18 protein-coding genes are annotated in these 16,239 nt (G+C 72.9%); 13 read left to right on the top strand and 5 right to left on the bottom strand.

What is annotated here, in order from left to right; all coding sequences use genetic code 11:
* The first annotated feature begins 90 nt into the window (after window positions 1-90).
* The gene (locus tag N912_RS0133115; RefSeq protein WP_028925781.1) at window positions 91-726 is read left to right on the top strand and encodes a DUF2461 domain-containing protein; all 636 of its coding nucleotides are present in this window, start codon (window positions 91-93) and stop codon (window positions 724-726) included.
* A 7-nt stretch (window positions 727-733) separates the two neighbouring features.
* Here the strand turns inward: N912_RS0133115 and N912_RS0133120 are convergent, their stop codons facing one another.
* Together N912_RS0133120 and N912_RS0133125 are read right to left on the bottom strand one after the other, a co-directional pair.
* Window positions 734-1,060, bottom strand: coding sequence for a VanZ family protein (locus N912_RS0133120; protein WP_028925782.1), 327 nt, complete (start codon window positions 1,058-1,060; stop codon window positions 734-736).
* A gap of 62 nt (window positions 1,061-1,122) precedes the next feature.
* Window positions 1,123-1,884 (bottom strand): DUF1932 domain-containing protein, encoded by a 762-nt coding sequence (locus tag N912_RS0133125; protein WP_028925783.1) that lies wholly within the window; start codon window positions 1,882-1,884, stop codon window positions 1,123-1,125.
* Between the two features lie 80 nt (window positions 1,885-1,964).
* Between N912_RS0133125 and N912_RS0133130 the strand changes: the two genes are divergently transcribed.
* Genes N912_RS0133130 through N912_RS56235 form a run of 4 tightly spaced genes read left to right on the top strand, consistent with a single transcriptional unit; the run spans window position 1,965 to window position 5,493 of the window.
* Complete coding sequence (locus N912_RS0133130) at window positions 1,965-2,921, top strand: DUF6282 family protein (RefSeq protein ID WP_028925784.1); 957 nt, start codon at window positions 1,965-1,967, stop codon at window positions 2,919-2,921.
* Window positions 2,918-3,676, top strand: a complete 759-nt coding sequence (locus tag N912_RS0133135; protein ID WP_245645586.1) for an ABC transporter ATP-binding protein — start codon at window positions 2,918-2,920, stop codon at window positions 3,674-3,676. The genes N912_RS0133130 and N912_RS0133135 overlap by 4 nt, the downstream gene beginning before the upstream one ends.
* A 1-nt stretch (window position 3,677) precedes the next feature.
* Window positions 3,678-4,502 (top strand): ABC transporter permease, encoded by an 825-nt coding sequence (locus tag N912_RS0133140; protein WP_084211429.1) that lies wholly within the window; start codon window positions 3,678-3,680, stop codon window positions 4,500-4,502.
* Window positions 4,495-5,493, top strand: a complete 999-nt coding sequence (locus N912_RS56235) for an ABC transporter substrate-binding protein (protein ID WP_051581147.1) — start codon at window positions 4,495-4,497, stop codon at window positions 5,491-5,493. The genes N912_RS0133140 and N912_RS56235 overlap by 8 nt, the downstream gene beginning before the upstream one ends.
* A gap of 83 nt (window positions 5,494-5,576) precedes the next feature.
* Here the strand turns inward: N912_RS56235 and N912_RS0133150 are convergent, their stop codons facing one another.
* Genes N912_RS0133150 through N912_RS0133160 form a run of 3 tightly spaced genes read right to left on the bottom strand, consistent with a single transcriptional unit; the run spans window position 5,577 to window position 7,723 of the window.
* Window positions 5,577-6,254, bottom strand: coding sequence for a GntR family transcriptional regulator (locus N912_RS0133150; protein ID WP_028925787.1), 678 nt, complete (start codon window positions 6,252-6,254; stop codon window positions 5,577-5,579).
* Between the two features lie 45 nt (window positions 6,255-6,299).
* Window positions 6,300-6,992, bottom strand: coding sequence for a 4-carboxy-4-hydroxy-2-oxoadipate aldolase/oxaloacetate decarboxylase (locus N912_RS0133155; RefSeq protein WP_028925788.1), 693 nt, complete (start codon window positions 6,990-6,992; stop codon window positions 6,300-6,302).
* The gene (locus N912_RS0133160) at window positions 6,989-7,723 is read right to left on the bottom strand and encodes a PIG-L deacetylase family protein (RefSeq protein ID WP_028925789.1); all 735 of its coding nucleotides are present in this window, start codon (window positions 7,721-7,723) and stop codon (window positions 6,989-6,991) included. Before N912_RS0133160 ends, N912_RS0133155 begins: the two co-directional genes overlap by 4 nt.
* A 138-nt stretch (window positions 7,724-7,861) precedes the next feature.
* Here N912_RS0133160 and pyk point away from each other — a divergent pair, with 138 nt between their 5' ends.
* The 8 genes from pyk (at window position 7,862) to metX (ending at window position 16,189) form a co-directional block, all read left to right on the top strand.
* Window positions 7,862-9,286: a pyruvate kinase gene (pyk, locus tag N912_RS0133165; protein ID WP_028925790.1), complete on the top strand. Its 1,425-nt coding sequence runs from the start codon at window positions 7,862-7,864 to the stop codon at window positions 9,284-9,286.
* Between the two features lie 32 nt (window positions 9,287-9,318).
* Window positions 9,319-10,275: an acyl-CoA thioesterase gene (locus tag N912_RS0133170; protein ID WP_084211430.1), complete on the top strand. Its 957-nt coding sequence runs from the start codon at window positions 9,319-9,321 to the stop codon at window positions 10,273-10,275.
* 78 nt (window positions 10,276-10,353) lie between these two features.
* Complete coding sequence (locus tag N912_RS60950) at window positions 10,354-11,406, top strand: rhomboid family intramembrane serine protease (protein WP_051581148.1); 1,053 nt, start codon at window positions 10,354-10,356, stop codon at window positions 11,404-11,406.
* 19 nt (window positions 11,407-11,425) lie between these two features.
* Complete coding sequence (locus tag N912_RS0133180; protein ID WP_028925792.1) at window positions 11,426-12,148, top strand: dienelactone hydrolase family protein; 723 nt, start codon at window positions 11,426-11,428, stop codon at window positions 12,146-12,148.
* Window positions 12,141-13,127, top strand: coding sequence for a cation diffusion facilitator family transporter (locus N912_RS0133185; RefSeq protein WP_028925793.1), 987 nt, complete (start codon window positions 12,141-12,143; stop codon window positions 13,125-13,127). The genes N912_RS0133180 and N912_RS0133185 overlap by 8 nt, the downstream gene beginning before the upstream one ends.
* Before the next feature lie 75 nt (window positions 13,128-13,202).
* Window positions 13,203-14,510 (top strand): O-acetylhomoserine aminocarboxypropyltransferase/cysteine synthase family protein, encoded by a 1,308-nt coding sequence (locus N912_RS0133190; RefSeq protein WP_028925794.1) that lies wholly within the window; start codon window positions 13,203-13,205, stop codon window positions 14,508-14,510.
* Window positions 14,507-15,001, top strand: coding sequence for a CoA-binding protein (locus tag N912_RS0133195; protein ID WP_028925795.1), 495 nt, complete (start codon window positions 14,507-14,509; stop codon window positions 14,999-15,001). The genes N912_RS0133190 and N912_RS0133195 overlap by 4 nt, the downstream gene beginning before the upstream one ends.
* 69 nt (window positions 15,002-15,070) lie before the next feature.
* Window positions 15,071-16,189, top strand: coding sequence for a homoserine O-acetyltransferase MetX (gene metX, locus N912_RS0133200; protein WP_028925796.1), 1,119 nt, complete (start codon window positions 15,071-15,073; stop codon window positions 16,187-16,189).
* Window positions 16,190-16,239: the final 50 nt, after the last annotated feature.

Here is a 16,239-nt window from a genome sequence, read left to right on the forward strand (position 1 = left end):
GCTCCCGGGTCGTGACGGGCGGGTCACCGGGTACGAGCGTTCCGGGCCGCCGGCGGTTGGGGGCGGACCCGCTCGTCTAGCCTGGCCACCATGGGCTTCAGCGGCTTCGGGGAGGGGCTCGTCGACTTCTACGACGGGCTCGAGGCGGACAACTCCAAGGCGTACTGGACCGACCACAAGCCGGTCTACGAGCAGCACGTGCGGGCGCCGATGGAAGCGCTGATGGCCGAGCTGGAGCCGGAGTTCGGCGCGGGCAAGGTCTTCCGGCCGTACCGCGACCTGCGGTTCAGCCCGGACAAGACGCCGTACAAGACGCACTGCGGGGCCATCGTCGGCGGCTACTACGTGCAGGCCGGCGCGGACGGCATCATGGTCGCGGGCGGCTACTACCACATGGCCGGTGACCAGATCCGGCGTTACCGGGTCGCGGTGGACGAGCAGCGCCGGGGCGAGGACCTGCGTCAACGGCTGGCGCGGCTGGCCGGGGCGGACATGACGGTGGCCGGCGACAAGCTCGCCACCCGCCCGCGCGGCGTCGACCCCGGGCACCCCAGGCTGGAGCTGCTGCGGCATCGCTCGATCTACGCCTGGCGGCGCTGGCCGGGGGAGGAGCTGATGCTCAGCCCCGAGCTGCCCGACGCGGTCGCGGCCAGCTGGCGGGCCATCACCCCGCTCATCGAGTGGCTCACCGACCACGTCGGCCCCAGCGACCAGCCCCGCCGCTGACGGGCCGTTATCGCCGGGCGCGCCTGGCCAGCCAGAGCCCGAGCGCGATGCCGCACAGGTCGGTCAGCGCGTCCCACACCGAGGCGTCCCGGTTGATCGGCAGCGCGCCCTGCAGCGGCTCCGAGGCGAGCGCGTAGACGACCAGGCCGATCGCGAGCGGGGCCTCGGCGAACCGGGCCAGCCGCCGCCCGGTGAACGCCAGCGCCGCGAACAGCGCGAAGTGCCCGACCTTGTCCGCCCCGGGGGGCAGGAACGGGATGCCGGAGGCCGGGCTGAACAGGGCATAGAGGCTGATCAGCGTGACGACCAGGAACGGCCCGTAGCGGCGGAGCATGACCCGATCATGCCTGTCCCGCCGGTCGGGGTGTGGCGGTGGCGGTGCGGTCGTGGGCGGGCTCACCCGAGCCGGGCCAGCTGGTCGCGCGCGGCGGCGGCGACGTCGGCAGGCACCCCGAGCTCGTCGAGCATCCGGGCGGCCGCCGCCATCTCCGCCGTGCGGCGTATCGCGTGCCGCTGGCTCCCGGTCTCCAGCCTGTCCACGGTGGTGGCGTCCGCGTCGGTCAGGCTCGCGGCGATGACCGAGCGGAGCCAGTCCTCGCAGCCGTCCGCGCGGGCCGCGCGCAGCGCCTCGACCACCGCCGCCGCCATGCCCTTGTAGAACACGCTGCGCAACAGCTTGCGGCTCGCGGCGAGCCCGGCCGGGCCGTCCATCACCTCGACCGAGGCGCCGAGCGGGTTCAGCAACGCCGCGACGGACGCCGAGGCGACGCCCGAAGCGAGCATCGGCACCCGCAGGCCGTGCCCCGGCACCGGCGCCATGATCGCGACGTCCGCGAACGGCGTCCCTCGGGCGGCCGCGATCCGTGCGAGCTCGCGCTTGGTGCCGGGGGAGGCGGTGTTCAGGTCGGCCCAGACGGCGTCCCGGCCGACGCCGGCAAGGCCCGCGCGCAGCGCCGCGACGGCGCTGGCCTCGCTGTTCACGCTGATCACCAGGTCGGCCCCGTCGGCGGCCTCGGCCTCCGAGCCGGTGTCCCGTACGCCGTCCGTAGCGGCCACGGCGGGGTCGTAGCCGCGCACGTCCGCGCCGGCGGCGACCAGGTCGCGCGCCAACGCCCCGCCGGCCTCACCCAGGCCGAGCACCGCGATCGTTGCGGTCACGTTCGAACTCCCTCCGGTCGTCTTGACTCTGTACGCATAATTGTCGACAATTTAGTGCAAAATCGTCCAGGGGGAGCGCCATGACGGCCCAGCCGGATCTCGACCAACCTTCCGCGCACGCCCGTGAGCTGGTGCGAGGCGCCTATGACGTGCACATCCACGTCGCCCCGGACGTGATGAAGCGGCGGATCGACGACGTCTCGCTGGCGGAGCGGTTCGCGGCCGTCGGCATGGCGGGGTTCGTGCTGAAGTCGCACTACCTGCCCACGGCCGAGCGCGCCGAGGTGGTCCGCCGCGCCCGCCCGGGCGTCGACGCGCTCGGTGCCATCACGCTGAACGCCTCGGTGGGCGGGCTCAACCCGATCGCCGTGGAGATCGCCGGCCGGGGCGGCGCCCGGTTCGCCTGGCTGCCCACCGTGGACAGTGCGAACCAGCGCGCCTGCCAGGCCGAGGAGCCGGCCGGGGCGAAGCCGCCGATGTGGGCGCGGCTGCAGGCGGACCTGGCCGAGGCCGGCATGGCCGCCGACCCGGTGGAGGTGCTCGACGCGGACGGCAAGGTCCTGGAGCGGACCCGCCAGGTGCTGCGCCTGCTGGCCAGGCACGACATGACGCTGGCCACCGGTCACCTGCACCAGGACGAGTCGGCCGCGGTCATCGACGCCGCGCTCGACGAGGGCGTGCGCCGCATCGTCGTCACCCATCCCGAGTTCACCTCCCAGCGCATCGGCGTGCGGCGCCAACGCGCGCTGGCCGGGCGGGGCGCGCTGCTGGAACGGTGCTTCACCACCCCGTACACCGGGAAGGTGAGCTGGGAGGTGTGGCTGGGCAACATCCGTGAGGTGGGGCCGGAGCACTCGGTGATCTCCAGCGACCTCGGCCAGCCGTTCAACCCGCCGGTCGAGGACGGCCTGGCGCTGTCCGCCGACCGGCTGTTGGAGGCCGGCTTCACCGACGCGGAGGTCCGGCGGATGACCGTGCACAACAGCCGATGGCTGGTAGGCGCCGAACCGCTGCCCGACGCGCCGTCCGGTCGGTGAGCGGGGTGCTCGTCGCGGAGGCGGTGACCAAGCGGTTCGCCAAGGGCGACGAGGCGATCGTGGCGCTGCGCGAGCTGACCGTGCGCATCGAGGAGGGCAGCTTCGTCAGCGTCCTGGGGCGCAGCGGCTGCGGCAAGTCCACGCTGCTCAACATGCTTGCCGGGCTCACCGCGCCGACCACGGGGGAGATCCGCTACCGGGACCGGCGGCTGGACGGCCCCGGCCCTCGGATCGGCTACCTCACCCAGCACGACACCCTGATGCCCTGGCGCGACGTGCTGCGCAACGTCGAGCTGCCGCTTCAGATCCTCGGCGTGGACGCCCGGGAGCGCCGCGCCGACGCCACCGACCTGGTGCGCCGGGTGGGCCTGGCCGGGTTCGAGCGGCACTATCCGCGCGAGCTGTCCGGCGGGATGCGCCGGCGCGCGAGCCTGGCCCGGTTGCTCGCCGGCCGGCCGGAGACGCTGCTGATGGACGAGCCGTTCGGCGCGCTCGACGCCCAGCTGCGGACCGAGCTGCAGGAGGAGCTGGCGCGGCTGTGGCAGGGCAGCGGCCAGACGGTGGTGTTCGTGACGCACGACATCGAGGAGGCGCTGCTGCTCGGCGACCGGGTGGTGGTGCTCGGCGGGCTCGGCCGGATCCTGCTCGACCTGGAGGTCGGCCTGGCCCGGCCGCGCCGCGCCGACGACCTGAGGACCGAGCCGGAGTTCGTCGCGCTGCACCGCAAGCTGTCCGCCGCACTCAAGGGGGAGTGACATGACGATCACGGCGGACGCCGGCCCGGTGCGGGTGGCGCTGGACCGCACCTGGTGGCAGCGGCACGGCACGACGACTGTCGTCTGGACGGCGCGCGCCGCGCTGCTCGCGGTGGTCCTGGTGTTCTGGCAGCTCGCCGCCGACCGGTGGGTCGACGCCACGTTCACCAGCCGTCCCACCGAGATCGCGGCCCGGCTGGCGGAGTGGAGCGGCGACGGGACGCTGTGGGCGAACACCTGGATCACGGTGCAGGAGATCGTCTACGGGTTCCTGCTCGGCGCGGGCACCGGCGCGCTGGCCGGATTCGTGCTGGCCTCGCTGAACCTGGTGTACCGGGTGCTGGACCCGTTCGTGATGGCGCTGTACTCGATCCCGAAGGTCGCGCTGGCGCCGCTGTTCATCGTGTGGTTCGGGATCGGCATGCACATGAAGGTGCTGCTGGCCGCCGCCACGGTGTTCTTCCTGGTGTTCCTGAACACTGCGGCCGGGGTGCGCGAGGTGGACAGGGGGCTGGTGGACGCGGTCCGGCTGATGGGCGGCAACCGCCGCGACGTCGCGCTGCGGGTGGTGCTGCCGGCGTCCATGACGGGGGTGCTCACCGGCCTCAAGGTGGCCATCCCGTACGCGCTGATCGGCACGGTGATCGGCGAGCTGGTCGCGTCCAACCGCGGCCTCGGCTACCTGATCAACGACGCCGCGTCGCAGTTCGACACCGCCGGCGTATTCGCCACCCTGGTGGTGCTCAGCGTGATCGCGGGCGTGCTGAACGTGTTCGTCGGCATGGTCGGGCGCCGGGCGAACCGCTGGAAGCCGCTCGATGACTGACCGCCGCGTCGTGCTCAAAGCCCTGGTAGCGACGCCGCTGGTGCTGGCCGGCTGCGCGACCCGCTACTCGACGACCCCGCCCGGCGTGCTCAACGTCGGCCAGATCAGCGACTCGGTGGCGTTCTTCCCGCTGTTCATCGCCGAGGCGCGCGGCTACTTCGCCGCCGAGGGGCTGCGGCTCGGGGAGCGGCCGAGGCTGGGTACGGGCGCGAAGGTGGCCGCCGCGCTCAAGTCGGGCAGCATCGACCTCGGGGCCGGCGTCATCACCGACGCGTTCAACCTCGCCAAGATCGACGACGGTACGCGGGTGGTGACCAGCCTGGTCACCGAGTACTACGTGGACATCGTGGTGCCGCCGTCGTTCGTGGAGCCGGCCACGCTGGCGGAGAAGGTCGGCGCCCTGGTAGGCAGGCGGATCGGCATCACCGGCCCGGCCAGTGGCACCGAGGCGCTGGTCAACTATTTGTTCGCCAGCATCGGCCGCAACGCCGCGACCGACTCGGTGCTGGTGAACCTGGGCGGCGTCGCGACGGCCGCGATCGGGGCGCTCAAGGCCGGCCGGGTGGACGCGCTGGCGTTCTTCCAGCCGATCGCCCAGCAGGCCGCCGCCGCGAACGCCGGCACCACGTTCATCTCGCCAGCGCGCGGCGACGTGCCGGCGCTGCGGGGCGCGCTGCACGGGGTCGTGTTCAGCACCCAGAAGCTGTTGAACCGCAAGCGGGCCGAGGTCGCCGCGTTCAACCGCGCGATGACCAGGGCGCTGGCCGACATCCACGGCGACCCCGCCCAGGCGCGGACCCTGCTCGGCCAGTACCTCAAGGGCAGCGACCCGAAGGCGCTCGACGCGCTGATACCCATCCTGCGCCGCGAGGTCCCTGGCACGCCCGCGGTGCGCCGCGAGCCCTACGACGTCGCCCGCGCCTTCCACCTCGACAGCGGCCTGGCCCGCCGGCCACCCACCTACGACGAGGTGGTGGCCGACCGTGCTTAAGGGGAGCCCGCACACCCACTCCGTACGCCGCGCACCTGCTGCAACGCGTGTGCGGCGTCAAGAGGGGGTGTGCGGGCGGCCGGTCAGAGTGCGTTGAAGCGGCGGCGGGTGGGTTCGATCGCCGGCAGTGTGTCGATGACGCTGCGGAGGTGGCGGCGCATGGCCGCCTCGGCCGCGTCGGGGTCGCCGGCGCAGAGCGCCTCGATGATGTCCAGGTGTTGGGGTAGGGAGACGGCGGGGCGGCCGGGGTGCATGGCCAGTTGGAACTGGTGGCGGACGTTCTGCGCGCGCAGCCGCTCCAGGATCGTGCGCGCGGTGTCCTGCCCGGCCAGGTCGCGGATCAGGGAGTGCAGGCGGCGGTTCAGGTCCGAGTAGCCGAGCAGGTCGCTGGCGGCGACGGCGTCGCGCATGGCCGCGCCGATGGCCCGGAGCTGCTCGCGGTCGGCGTCGGTGAGCCGGGTCGCCGCCTTGGCCGCGCACAGCCCCTCCAGGGCCATCCGCACCTCGGTGATCTCGACGGCCTCGGTGAGCGAGACCGCCCGCACCCGGGCGCCCCTGTTCTGCACCCGCTCGACCAGGCCCTCGCTGGTCAGCTCGACCAGGGCGGTGCGGATGCTGGTGCGGCTGGCGCCGAACCGTTCGGACAGGTCGGCCTCCACCAGCCGCTGGTTCGGCGCGAACTCGCCCTCGGTGATGGCCGCGCGGATGGCGTCGACAACGGGGACCGCCGGATCGGCGTCGGCCCCCTCTGTCCCGGTCATGGTCGCCGAACCTCCACGCGCACATTGGCTACGAAAATGTTGTCATCAGGGTAGCGGCGGCGCGCTGACGTACTCGACGCCGAGCCGGGCGAGCGTGTCGCGCAGCCCGTAGCGGTCCAGGCCCAGCTCGCCGGCCCGGAAGGCGCGGCGGGTGGCGTCCTCCTTCTCCAGCCGGGCCTGGCCGGCGGCGCGCGCCTCGGCGACCCGCTCGCGCGGCACGCACACCACGCCGTCGTCGTCCGCCAGCACCGCGTCGCCGGGGCGCACGAGCTGCCCGCCGACGACGACCGGGACGTTGACCGACCCGGCGGTGGCCTTGACGCTGCCCTGGGCGCTGACCGCCGCCGACCAGACCGGGAAGCCCATCGCCCGCAGCTCGGCGACGTCGCGCACGCCCGTGGTCGTGACCAGGCCCCGGACCCCCCGGTGTGCCAGCGCGGTGGCCAACAGCTCGCCGAACAGTCCGTCCGTGCACGGCGAGGCGGTGGTCACGACCAGCAGGTCGCCGGGCCGGCACTGCTCCACGGCGGCGTGGATCATGAGGTTGTCCCCGGGCCAGCACAGCACGGTGACGGCGGTGCCGCCGGTGCGCGCGCCCTGTTGGATCGGCCGCAGGGTGTGGCCGAGGTAGCCGGTGCGGCCCAGCGCCTCGTGCACGGTCGCCACCCCGAAGCTCACCAGGGCGTCGACCTCGCCGAGCGCCGCGCGCGGCGGATCGGTGACGATCACATTGCTCATGCCAGCTCCCCCGTGACCTGCGGATACAGCCGGACGTAGGCCTCGGCCATGGTCGAGTGCGGCAGCCCGAGGTTGGGGCTGGCGTTGCGCTTGAGCTGCACGCCCCGGCGTTTGGCCAGGTCGGTGTAGTACTCCCACATGTGTTGCTGCGCGGGCAGGCACTCCATCGCCTTGCGCTTGGCGTCGAACACCGGGGTGATGTCCAGCAGCACGTCGGGCCGGAAGTCGCACTGCTCGGGCTGGTGCGGTTCGAAGAAGAACACCGGCGGGGCGCCCAGCGGCTCGCCTGGGGCGTCGTAGCCGATCGCCTGCGCGAGCACCCGGGCCTGCAGCGCCATCCGGGCCGCCGCCGGGTGGTCGCCGTTGTAGGGGTCGGCCAGCGTGTGGGTGAGCACCACGGTGGGGGCCAGCTCGCGGAACACGTGCACCAGCCGGTCGGTGAGCTCCGGCGACTCCACCAGCGGGTAGTCGCCCGCGTCCAGGAAGCGGATGTCCGCGCCCAGCGCCGCCGCCGCGGCCTCGGCCTCCGCGCGGCGCAGCGCCTTGATCTCCGCCAGGCCGCGGCCCTCCCGCCAGGCGCGCGCGGACTCGCCGCGCTCGCCGAAGCTCAGGCACACCACCGTGGCCCGCTCGCCGCGCCGCGCGGCGAGCGCGATCGCCCCACCGGCCCGCCAGACGAAGTCGCCCGCGTGCGCGCTGACCACCAGCAGGCTGCCGTTGCTCGGTTCCATACGGCCAGCCTGGTCAGCGGACGCAAAATTGTCAACAATTTGCGTGACTATCTTGTGGCCGGCGCGGATGGGGGCCGTAGGGTCGCTGTTCACGTTGCGGTCGTCGTTCTGCATCGAGTCAGCGCTAGGCTCTGGTGTGTGAGCCGCCGCGCAAAGATCGTCTGTACCCTCGGCCCCGCCACCGCGAGCCCGGAGCGAATCCGGGAGCTGGTGAGGGCCGGCATGGACGTGGCCCGGCTGAACTTCAGCCACGGCAACCGAGAGGACCACAAGCAGGTCTACCAGCTCGTACGGGAGGCCGCCGACGAGCAGGGGCGGGCCGTCGGGATCCTCGCCGACCTGCAGGGGCCGAAGATCCGCCTCGGCCGGTTCGCCGCCGGGCCGGTGGAGTGGCGCACCGGGGAGGAGGTGCGGATCACCGTCGAGGACGTGGCCGGCACCCACGACCGGGTGTCCACCACCTATGGCGGGCTGGCCAACGACGCGCGCCCGGACGACCGGCTGCTGGTGGACGACGGCAAGGTCGGCCTGCGGGTGCTCAAGGTCGACGGCCTCGACGTGGTGTGCAAGGTGGTCGAGGGCGGCCAGGTCAGCGACAACAAGGGCATCTCGCTGCCCGGCATGAACGTCTCGGTGCCGGCCATGAGCGAGAAGGACGTGGCGGACCTGGAGTTCGCGCTCGGCCTGCGGGTGGACTTCGTGGCGCTGTCCTTCGTGCGCAGCCCGGCGGACATCGACGCGGTGCACCAGGTGATGGACCGGGTCGGCGGCGGCCGGCTGCCGGTGATCGCCAAGCTGGAGAAGCCGGAGGCGGTGGACAACCTGGAGGCCATCGTGCTGGCCTTCGACGGGATCATGGTGGCCCGGGGCGACCTCGGCGTGGAGCTGCCGCTGGAGAACGTCCCGCTGGTGCAGAAGCGCGCCATCCAGATCGCGCGGGAGAACGCCAAGCCCGTGATCGTGGCCACCCAGATGCTGGAGTCCATGATCACCAGCCCCAGGCCCACCCGCGCCGAGACCTCCGACGTGGCCAACGCGGTGCTGGACGGCACCGACGCGGTGATGCTCTCCGGCGAGACCAGCGTCGGCCGCTACCCGATCAAGACCGTGCAGACCATGGCGCAGATCGTGGAGGCGGTGGAGGCCGGCTCGCCCGGGGTGCCGCCGCTGAACCACGTGCCCCGCACCAAGCGCGGGGTGCTCTCCTACGCGGCCCGCGACATCGGCGAGCGGCTCAACGCCCGCGCGCTGGTGGCCTTCACCCAGTCCGGGGACACGGTGCGCCGGCTGGCCCGGCTGCACAGCAAGCTGCCGCTGCTGGCGTTCACGCCGGTCCAGGCGGTGCGCAGCCAGCTCGCGCTGACCTGGGGCACCGAGACGTTCCTGGTCGACGAGGTGGAGTCCACCGACGCCATGGTCCGGCAGGTGGACGCCGCGATGCTGAGCATCGGCCGGTCCGAGCCCGGTGACCTGATGGTCGTGGTGGCCGGCTCGCCCCCGGGCACGGTGGGCTCGACCAACCTGATCCGGGTGCACCGGCTGGGCGAGGAGGATCACGGCTGAGCGGCTCCCCGGGTAGGGCAGACTGCGAGCCCATGACGCAACACGGTTCCGAGCCGGCCGATCTCGCCCCGGGCACCGCCGAGGACGTCGACGGCGAGGAGCTGGGCGTCGACGGCGTGCCGCGCGGGCAGCTCGTGCTGGACAAGCTGGTGGCGCGGCTGGACCTGGAGCGCATCGAGGTCAACCTGTTCCGGGGGGTCAGCCCGGCGCGGTCCACGCCCCGGGTGTTCGGCGGCCAGGTGGCGGGGCAGGCGCTGGTCGCGGCCGGCCGCACGGTGCCGGAGGACCGGGGCGTGCACTCGCTGCACGCCTACTTCATCCGCCCCGGCGACCCGAAGATCCCGATCGTCTACGAGGTGGAGCGGGTGCGCGACGGCCGCTCGTTCACCACCCGGCGGGTGCTGGCCATCCAGCACGGCGAGGCGATCTTCTCGCTGTCCGCGTCGTTCCAGCTCCCGCAGCCCGGCCTGGAGCACACCGAGCCGATGCCCGAAGGCGTGCCCGACCCGGAGACCCTGCCCGACATGGGCACCCGGATCACGAACATGAACCTGCCGGTCAGCCCGTTCCAACTGCTGCCGAGGCCGCTGGACATCAGGTTCGTCGGCGAGCCGGTGTTCTCCCCGGACTTCGAGCCGACCCGGGAGCCGATGCGGGTGTGGATGCGCGCGGACGGCACCCTGCCGGACGACAAGCTGCTGCACGTCTGCCTGCTCACCTACGCCTCCGACCTCACGCTGCTCAACTCGGTGCTGGCCCGCCACCGGGTCTCGCCGGACGACGAGGGCGCCGCGCGGGCCAGCCTGGACCACGCCATGTGGTTCCACCACGGCTTCCGGGCCGACGAGTGGCTGCTCTACGAGTGCTACTCGCCCGTCGCGTCCGGCGCGCGCGGGCTGGCCACCGGCCGGTTCTTCACCCGCAAGGGCCGGCTGATCGCCACCACCGTGCAGGAGGGCCTGGTCCGGGTGGCCAGAAAGCGCTCCTAGTTTCGGGAGGGGTCCCCCCGGGCGGACGGCATCCTTGTGGCCTGCGAGCTCTCCGGTGCCGTGCGAGGGTGAGAGTCCATGACCATGACTCCGATCCGGGACAAGCCGCGCGTCGAGGTCGTCACGTTCATCCTGATCGGGATCAACGTCGCCGTGTACGTGGGCGAGGTCGCCTACCCGCCGCTGGTGGGCGCGCTGGGTGGGATCGCCGAGCGGGCCGCGGCCGGGCAGTACTACCGGCTGGTCACGTCCGCGTTCCTGCACGAGCCACTGCCGCACCTCACGCACCTCATGTTCAACATGCTGGCGCTGTGGAGGTTCGGCCGGCAGGTCGAGCGGGTGCTGGGCCGTGGCCGGTATCTGGTGGTGTACGCGCTGTCCGCGGCGGGCGGCTCGGCGGTGTCGTATGCCTTCCTTCCGCCCCAGGCCAACGGGATCGGGGCGTCCGGCGCCATCTTCGGGCTGTTCGGCGCGCTGATCGTGCTCGTGCGCCGGGCCGGGCTACCGCTCGGCGAGATGCTGACCATGCTGGCGATCAACCTGGTCTTCTCGTTCCTGGCGCCGCACATCGACTGGTACGCCCACCTGGGTGGCCTGGTCGCGGGTGCGGTGGTCACCTCGGCCATGGTGCTGCCGGCCAGGGCCCGGCGCGGGACGGTCGGCGCGGTGGCGTGCCTGGCCGTCGCGTGCGCCGCCGCCGGGACGGCGGTCTACCGGTCCGCCGTGCTCGCGGGGCGGCTGCGGAACCTGCCCGGGAGCTACACGGTCACCGGAACGCTCACCGGCTGCACCGGGTTCACCCCGGCCGACTGTGCGAAGTCCGCCGCGCTCGGCTCGGCCTGGACGATCGACGACTGCGGCGAGCAACGGTGCACGATCAGCGGGCGGGAGTGGGAGGGCGCGGCGCCGCTGACGTCGGCGGACGGGCACTGGAGGGCAGCGGGGCTGACGCGCACCTTCGAACGCTCCAGCACGTGCGGGGGCGCGCCGGCCCCCACCGCCGACGCCGTCGACCTCACCCCTCGGGTCGTCGACGGCGTCGAGACCCTCTACGGCACGGTCCGCATGACGTCGACCCCGTGGGGGTGCCGACCCTCCACGCTCACGTGGCAGATCACCGGAACCCGGTGACGACGCTAAGGTCACCGGCATGCAGACCGACGTGACGTTCAGCTGCGATGACGGATTCGTCATGCCCGGCGTGCTGACCACGCCGGACGACGACGGTGGCGAGGCGGCCGGCCCGAGGCCGGGGCTGCTGCTGGTCTACGAGGCGCTCGGGATGAACCAGGAGATGGCCAGGGTGGCCAGGGACCTGGCGGCCGAGGGGTGGACGGTGCTCATCCCGGACCTGTTCGCCAGGGCGGCCAAGCCGATCTGCATCGCGCGCTGCCTGCGCACCGTCGCCACCGGCCAGGGCGAACCGCTGGACGACCTGGAGGCCGCCCGCCGCTACCTGGCCGGGCTGGACGGCGTGGACGGTGAGCGGCTGGGCGCGATCGGGTTCTGCATGGGCGGCGGGTTCGCGCTGCTGCTGGCCATGACCGGGAACTACAAGGCCAGCGCCCCGTTCTACGGCATGGCGCCCAAGCGGATGCCGAAGTCCTGCCCGGTGGTGGCCAGCTACGGCGGCAAGGACAAGATGCTGACCAAGGACCCGGCCCGGCTGACCGCCAACCTGACCGAGCTCGGCGTGGCGCACGACGTCAAGACGTACCCCGAGGCCGGGCACTCGTTCTACACGAAGGCGCCGACCCGGCCGATCCAGCTGATCGGCCCGTACACCCCGCTGCACGTCGCCTACCACGAGCCGAGCGCCAGCGACGCGCACCGGCGGGTGGTCGCGTTCTTCCGCGAACACCTGGATGCCTGAGCAACAGCAACCGGCCGGCGAGAGCCTGTTCACGGTTCTGGTCGCGCTCGGGGCCAACACCGCGATCGCGGTGGCCAAGGCCGTCGCCGGGCTGCTCACCGGCAGCGCCGCCCTGCTCTCCGAGGCGGCGCACTCGGTCGCGGACTGCGGCACCGAGGTGTTCCTGCTCACCGCCGTGCGCCGGTCGGCCCGCCCCGCCGACCGCCGCCACCCGTTCGGCTACGGCAAGGAGCGGTACTTCTGGTCGCTGCTGGCGGCGATCTCCATCTTCACCGCGGGCGCGCTGTTCTCGCTGTACCAGGGGGTGCACTCGCTCACCGGGCACCCGGAGGAGCACAAGGACGTGCTGGTCGGCTACCTGGTGCTGGCGGTGTCCGCCGTGCTGGAGTCGATCTCGCTGAGCCAGGCGATCCGGCAGGTCCGCGCCGAGCGGGCCGAGGGCGGGCTGACGCTGCGCCAGTACCTGCGCACCAGCGACGACCCGACGGTGAAGACCGTGCTCTACGAGGACAGCGCGGCGCTGGTCGGGCTGACGATCGCGTTCGCCGGGCTCGGCCTGACCCAGCTCACCGGCTCGCTGGTCTGGGACGGGATCGCCTCGCTGCTCATCGGCCTGCTGCTGGTCGTGGTGGCCTACCAACTGGGCCGCACCAACATGAACCTGCTGATCGGGCGCCAGGCCGACCTGCGGCTGGTCCGCGCGGTCCGCCAGCGGCTGGCCGACGCGCCCGAGGTCGACGCCGTGGTGGACCTGCTCACCATGCTCACCGGGACCGACCGGGTGCTGGTGTGCGCCCGGCTGGACTTCGTGGACACGGTCACCACCGCGGACCTGGAGCGCGCCTGCGTGCGGATCGACTCCGAGCTGCGCGCCGAGTTCGGCGACCTGGACGAGATCTTCCTGGAGCCGGTGCCGCGCAACGACCCGGAGATGCGGGCTCGCGTCCGAGAGCGCTACGGGCAACGAGGGAGCGAGTGATCTCACGAGACCGGCCGGAATCCGCCCCGTGTGATAGGAAAAATGAGTGACCAGCCGCCGCGGTGAGGAGAGCTGATGGCCGACCGCCAGTGGGGGTTCCGCACCCGGGCGGTGCACGCCGGGGCGGCCCCCGACCCGACCACCGGCGCCCGCGCGGTGCCGATCTACCAGTCGACGAGCTTCGTGTTCGAGGACACCACCGACGCGGCCAGCCTGTTCGCGCTGCAGAAGTACGGCACGATCTACAGCCGCATCTCCAACCCGACGGTGGCGGCGCTGGAGGAACGGCTGGCCAGCCTGGACGGCGGGCTCGGGGCGGTGGCCACCGCGAGTGGCCAGGCCGCCGAGTTCGTCACCTTCTCCACCCTGGCCGGCGCCGGTGACGAGATCGTGGCCGCCGCCGGCCTCTACGGCGGCACGGTGACGCAGATGGACGTCACGCTGCGCCGGTTCGGGGTGAACACGGTGTTCGTCGGCGGCGACACACCCGAGGACTTCGCGGCCGCGATCACGGACCGGACCAAGCTGGTGTTCGCCGAGGTGATCGCCAACCCGTCCGGGGAGATCGCGGACATCGCCGGCCTCGCCGAGGTGGCGCACGCCGCCGGCCTCCCGCTGGTCATCGACGCGACCATGGCCACCCCGTACCTGTGCCGGCCGATCGAGCACGGCGCCGACATCGTGATCCACTCGCTGACGAAGTTCCTCGGCGGGCACGGCACCACGCTGGGCGGGGTGGTGATCGAGTCCGGCCGGTTCGACTGGGGCAACGGGCGGTTCCCACAGATGACCGAGCCGATCCCGGCCTACGGCGGGCTGAGCTGGTGGGGCAACTTCCAGGAGTTCGGCTTCCTCACCAAGGTGCGTTCCGAGCAGCTGCGCGACATGGGGCCTGCGATGTCCCCGCACAGTGCGTTCCTGCTGATCCAGGGCGTGGAGACGCTGCCGCAGCGGATGGAGGCGCACGTGGCGAACGCCCGGGTGGTGGCCGAGTGGCTGGCCGCCGACCCGCGGGTGTCCTACGTCCGCTGGGCCGGCCTGCCGGACCACCCGCACCACGACCGGGCGGCGAAGTACACCCCGCTCGGGCCGGGCGCGGTGTTCTCCTTCGGGGTGCGCGGCGGCCGCGCGGCCGGGCAGAAGTTCATCGAGTCCGTCGAGCTGTGCAGCCACCTGGCGAACATCGGCGACGTCCGCACGCTGGTCATCCACCCGGGTTCGACCACCCACCAGCAGCTCTCCGACGAGCAGCTGCGCGCCGGCGGGGTGCCGCCGGACCTGGTGCGGATCAGCGTCGGGCTGGAGGACCCTGACGACATCCTCTGGGACCTGGACCAGGCGCTGGCCGCCGCCACCAAGGACGCCGCTGTGGAGGCCCGATGAGCACGAACGGCTCCGGCGAGTGGATCAACCCGTCGCCGACCGCCCGGCTGGCGCTGCTGCGGCGGACTCGGTCGGTGGCCATGGTGGGCGCGTCCGCGAACCCGGCGCGGCCCAGCAACTTCGTCGCCACCTACCTGCTGGCCAGCACGAACTACGACGTCTACTTCGTGAACCCGAACGCCACCGAGATCCTGGGCCGCCAGGTGTACCCCTCGCTGGCGGCGCTGCCGGTCGTCCCCGACCTGGTCGACGTCTTCCGCCGCCCCGCCGACCTGCCGTCCGTCCTCGACGACGCCCTCGCCGTCGGCACCAAGGCCCTCTGGCTGCAGTTCGGCCTGTGGGCACCCGAGGTGGCCCGCCGCGCCGAGTCCGCCGGCCTGACCGTCGTCATGGACCGCTGCCTGAAGATCGAGCACGCCCGGTTCCACGGCGGCCTCCACCTCGCCGGCTTCAACACGGGCGTGATCTCGTCCAGGCGAGCGACCAGGTGACCGGGCCAAGAGTCCGCGAGTCGGGGATTTTGTCAGGGTGAGTCGCGGATTTTGTCAGGTGACCTGGCGATGAGCAGTTCGGTACGGCGGGTGACCGGGGCCTGGCTGGAGGGCGACCCGGTGGGGGAGCGGCGGTTCGTCGACGCGCCCGGGATCCAGCTCGAACTGGGCGGCGCGCTGCCCGGCATCCGGTTCGCCTACGAGACCTGGGGGCGGTTGTCCCCGGCCAGGGACAACGCCGTGCTGGTGCTGCACGCGCTGACCGGCGACAGCCACGCGATCGGCGAGCCGGGCCCCGGGCACCCGACGGGCGGCTGGTGGCAGGGCGTGATCGGGCCAGGGCTGGGCCTGGACACCGACAGGTGGTTCGTGGTCTGCCCGAACGTGATCGGCGGCTGCCAGGGCAGCACCGGTCCGTCCTCGCCGGCCCCGGACGGCGCGCCGTGGGGCAGCCGGTGGCCGGCCACCACGATCCGCGACCAGGTGGTGGCCGAGTTCGGGTTCGCCGACGCGCTCGGGATCTCCCAGTGGGCCTCGGTGGTCGGCGGCTCGATGGGCGGCCAGCGGGCGCTGGAGTGGGCCCTCTGCGCCCCGGAACGGGTCCGCCGGATGATCCTGCTGGCGGCCAACGCGGAGGCCAGCGCCGACCAGATCGGCACCTGCTCGATCCAGCTGGACGCCATCCGCGCCGACCCGCGCTGGCACGGCGGCGACTACTACGACGACCCGGTCGGCCCGCACGTCGGGATGGGCATCGCCCGGCGCATCGCGCACCTGACCTACCGCACGGCCGACGAGGTGGACACCCGCTTCGGCCGCTCCTGGCAGGACGGGACGGACCCGCTGCGCGGCGGCCGGTACGCCGTGCAGTCCTACCTTGACCACGCCGAGGACGGGCTGCGCGACCGGTTCGACGCCGGCACCTACGTGGCGCTGACCTCGGCCATGAACAGCCACGAGATCGGCAGGGGGCGCGGCGGGACGGTGGCCGCGCTGCGCCGGCTGCGCGCCACGCCGACCATCGTCGGGGTGGACTCCGACCGGCTCTACCCGCTGCGCCAGCAGCTCGAGCTGGCCTCGCTGCTCGGCGTCGAACCGCGCGTGATCCACTCCGAACGCGGGCACGACGGGTTCCTGGTGGAAACCGAACAGGTCAACGCCGTCCTCACGGAGGCCATGGCGGGCTGACCGGCCGCGCGCACACCCCCGGGCCGCCCGCCTGTGCCGCCAGCACACCG

This window comes from Actinospineispora acaciae DSM 45401, from assembly GCF_000620785.1.
Lineage (GTDB): Bacteria > Actinomycetota > Actinomycetes > Mycobacteriales > Pseudonocardiaceae > Pseudonocardia > Pseudonocardia acaciae.